This window comes from Streptomyces sp. NPDC051940 (genome assembly GCF_040680895.1).
Lineage (GTDB): Bacteria > Actinomycetota > Actinomycetes > Streptomycetales > Streptomycetaceae > Streptomyces.
In genome coordinates this window covers 1-3,862 of sequence record NZ_JBFAXR010000253.1, presented here as the reverse complement: position 1 = coordinate 3,862, position 3,862 = coordinate 1, and the positions used below count along the sequence as shown (strand labels likewise).

3 protein-coding genes are annotated in these 3,862 nt (G+C 73.5%); all 3 read left to right on the top strand.

Annotated elements, in window-relative coordinates; genetic code table 11:
* Positions 1–1,109: 1,109 nt before the first annotated feature.
* On the top strand, positions 1,110–2,426 hold the full coding sequence (locus tag AB0M28_RS40035; RefSeq protein ID WP_365415708.1) for a beta-xylosidase: 1,317 nt from the start codon (positions 1,110–1,112) through the stop codon (positions 2,424–2,426).
* 121 nt (positions 2,427–2,547) lie between these two features.
* Positions 2,548–3,558, top strand: coding sequence for a DUF916 domain-containing protein (locus tag AB0M28_RS40030; RefSeq protein WP_365415706.1), 1,011 nt, complete (start codon positions 2,548–2,550; stop codon positions 3,556–3,558).
* Positions 3,559–3,607: 49 nt separating this feature from the next.
* Complete coding sequence (locus AB0M28_RS40025; RefSeq protein WP_365415704.1) at positions 3,608–3,742, top strand: hypothetical protein; 135 nt, start codon at positions 3,608–3,610, stop codon at positions 3,740–3,742.
* Positions 3,743–3,862: the final 120 nt, after the last annotated feature.

Below are 3,862 nucleotides of genomic sequence, written 5' to 3'. Positions count from 1 at the left end.
GTACGGCGAGGGCGACGACCATCTCGCGGCGTCCCTGCGGTGGGCGGCGCGCCTTCGGCGCGGGGTTGCCCCCACCCACACGCCACCCGTTACGGGTCGTCTTACCTGACGCCGGCGCCTGGGGGTGCGGGCTCGCCCTGGCGGGGTGGGTGCTGGTTGGGGGTTGGGGGGTGTTCGTGGCCGTTTGTCGTTGCGGATCGAAGCGATTCTGCGGCCCCAGGGGGCCTTGCCGGGCGGAGCGCGAGGGGCCGTCGCCATGGCGCCGCCCAGCGAACGGCTCCGCTGACGCTCCACCGGTACGAAGCGAGGCGGCTCCGCTGCGCTGCACCGGGGGATGCCTGCGGTGACCCGGTGGGGCGGTGCCGTCTCCGCTGCGCTCCGCCGGCCTGCTACGAAGCGAACGGCTCCGCTGGCGCTCCGCCGAGGGATGCCGATGGTGATCCGGCACGGGTGGACCGACTCCGCTACGCTCCGCCGGCAAAGGCGCCCTTTCCAACGTGACGGGCCCCTTCCGGGGTGACGGGCGGCCTTTCCAGCGTGCCGGGCCCCCGTCCAGCGTGCTGGGTCCCGTCCAGGGTGACCGGCTCCCTTTCCAGCCCGTCCGGCGTTTGAGGACTTCGGGCGAAGCCCGAAGCGCGTCAGCCGACGCAACCGACGCCTCCCAGCACGACCGCACCACCCCCTAGCCCGTCCGGCGTTTGAGGACGAGGCGCGCAGCGCCGAACCGCGCCGCAGGCGCCAGCAGCACTGGACCTCTCCGGCGGGACCGGCCCCCCTCCGAGCCCGTCCGGCGTTTGAGGACGAGGCGCGCAGCGCCGAAGCGCGCCGCAGGCGCCCGCGGGACCGCACCGCGCAGCGCGACCGCACCGAGGACGCCCGCCGCAGGCCCACACCCGCGAAGGGGAGCCGAGGGCACAGCCCACGGAGCGCCGCCCGCAGCCGACCCCCGCACATCTGACGCATCGCCAGATGACCATGCCATCACTTGACGGCCCATCAGACACTGGCTCGAGTGCCCATTGACTTCTCAGGGGGCTCATCCCCAAATGAGCCCCCACCGGCATCTGCGAAAACCCCGCGTTGCCGGATCCCTGACCCAAGGGGGGCACATGGGTACGAACAACAAGAGATTCGGCCGGCGCCGCAGATCCGTGGCTCTGGTCGGCGCGGCGGTTTTAGGAGTCGCCCTCGGGGCCGTGGGCCCCGCGAGTGCCGCCACGCCGGTGACGTTCACGGCGCACTGCATTCCGCCCGCCGTGGCGGGGCTGCCGCCGATCGACGGTCCGACGACCGCCGTCGTCGAGGTGAGTGACACCACCCCGAACGTCGGCGACACGGTCACCGTCACGTACAAGATCACGCAGGCCGCGGCCTCGAACCCCACCGACATCGCGCTGCCCGCGGACGTCGTGACCCCGACCGGCAAGGTCGTGCTCACCGGCGCCCAGAGCGGCACGGTGAACGTGGCGGGGCCGAAGTCCAACCCGCCCATCCCCGGCAAGGCACCCTTCCCGGAGATGACGATGACCGGCACCTTCACGGTCACCGAGCCGGGCGCCATCGAACTGCGCCCCGGCGACTACAACATCCACACCAGCTACATCCTGGAGCTGGACACCCCGTGCACCGTCCTCACCCCGCCCGCCCCGGTCTCCGAGACCGTCACGGCGACGGGCGTGGCGGTACGCGCGATCCAGCTCAGCGCAGCGTCCGGCAACATGGGCGCACCGGTGACGGTGAACGGCACCAACTTCACCGCGGGCGCCGCGATCACCATCGCGGGTGTCGCGGGCCAGAACCCCACCGGTGACGTCACCACCGCCACGGCCGACGCCGGCGGGGCGTTCTCCGCCTCGCTGACCGTCAACGCGCTGAGCACCACCGGCATCATCGCGTTCGAGGGAGCCGCCTACGATCCGGCCACCGCGGCCGGACCCGTGCCGTACGACGTCGTCGACACCACCCCGCCGCCGCCCGGCAGCCAGAAGCTGAACACGGCGGTCCAGGCGGGCACCCTGTCGATGACCCAGTCCGGGGACACCGTCGAGATGACGTCGGTGCCCTTCGGCGAGGGCGGCAACTCCACCGGCGCGCTGAACAGCGTCACCGTGAAGGACTACCGCGGCGGCACTGTCGGCTGGTCGCTGACCGGGACGGTCACCGACTTCGACGGACCCGGCACGGCGAGCATTCCCGGCTCGGCGCTCAGCTGGACCCCGTCCTGCGCGACGGCGGCCGGCAGCCCCAGCACCTGTGCGGCCGGCTCACCCGGCTCCATCGGCAGCGCGGGCGCCACGCTCGCCGGCACCCCCGGCGGCGCGGTCACCGGCGGTGAGTTCACGGCGGACGCCGGTCTGTCGCTGTCCGTACCCCGGTTCTCGCCGACAGGCGACTACAGCGCACTGCTGACACTCACCCTGGCCTGATCCACCGATCGGGCCCCGACCCGGCCCTCTCGGGCCCCCTTCCGCACCGGTTCCGCACCGCGGCGGACGGGCGTGCCGTACGGACACGCCCGCCCGTCCACCTCCACCAGGGGATCCACAGATGCGCAAGCCCTTGTACGCCGTACTCGCGGCGCTGTTCCTGGGACTGCTGGCCACCCTCGCACCCGCCGCCCACGCGGCCGACAACGGCCGCTGGTCCGTCTTCCCGTACGCCCCCGAAGGCGCGGGTCCGCGCCCGTACTTCGTACTGAAGGCGGACCGCGGCACCGTCCTGAAGGACACCGTCGTCCTGTCCAACCTCTCCGACGAACCGACGACCTTCACCCTCTACGCCGCGGACGCCTACAACACCCCGCGCGACGGCGGCTTCGCGGTCCGTACGAAGGACGTCGAGCCCCGCTACACGGGCAAGTGGGTCGAGCTGCCGAAGACCGAGATCACCCTGCCCCCGCACAAGAAGGTCTCCGTCCCGTTCACCCTGTCCATCCCCAACGACGCGACGCCCGGCGACCATCCGGGCGCGATCGTCGCCCTCGACCAGCGCGTGGACGCGAGCAGCGGGGCCGTGGGCGTCGGCGTGCAGCGCGCGGTCGCCGCGCGGATCTATCTGCACGTCAACGGGCCGCTCATCCCCGGCCTGCACGTGGACGACGTGACGATCCGCGACAGCCGCCCGCTGCTGCCCGGCACCGGCGACAGCCTGGCGGTCATCGAGTACACCCTGGTCAACGGCGGCAACACCATCCTGCGGCCGCGGGTGACGCTGAAGGCCGAGGGCCTGTTCGGGCGGACGCTGCTGGAGCGCGAACTGAAGAAGGTGCCGGCCGAGCTGCTGCCCGGGGAGCGCGTGCGGCTCACCGAACGCTGGCGCGGCTCCCCCCAGCTGGACTGGGGCGAGGTGCGCATCGCCGTCTCGGACCGGAACGGCGAACCCCGCGCCGAGGGCACGGCCGGGTTCCTGTACGTGCCGTGGCTGGTGGCCGGCGTCCTGCTGGCCGCGGTGGGCGGCGCGGTCACCTGGTTCGTCCACCGCAGACGGCAGCGGCGGCCCGCCGCGCGGCCGGCGCGCCCCGCGGCGCGCGAGCCTGAGCCCGAAACGGCGTCGACCTGAGTACGGGTACTCAGGCGCCCCCGGGGCCACCGGCCGCACCATCGACACCATGCTGTGGTCCGACCCCACCGACGAACCGCCCCAGGAGCTGCGCGACGCCCAGGACATGCTCCGCCGCGCGGGCCTCGTCCTGGCCGCCGCCGTCATCCTCGCCGTCCTGGCGGCGTTCTTCGGCCTGCTCTGAACCGCCCGGCCGGCCGCCGCGGTACGGCGCGCCGGGCGGGGCCGGTCCCCGGGGGCCCGGCTAGCCTGGGGGCGTGAGCGACCCCCAGCACCGTCCCGCAGCCCCCACGGCCCCTTCGGC

Coding starts and splice junctions, on each gene's coding strand:
- AB0M28_RS40025 (WP_365415704.1), top strand. CDS start 3,608: ATGCTGTGGTCCGACCCCACCGACGAACCGCCCCAGGAGCTGCGCGAC.
- AB0M28_RS40035 (WP_365415708.1), top strand. CDS start 1,110: ATGGGTACGAACAACAAGAGATTCGGCCGGCGCCGCAGATCCGTGGCT.
- AB0M28_RS40030 (WP_365415706.1), top strand. CDS start 2,548: ATGCGCAAGCCCTTGTACGCCGTACTCGCGGCGCTGTTCCTGGGACTG.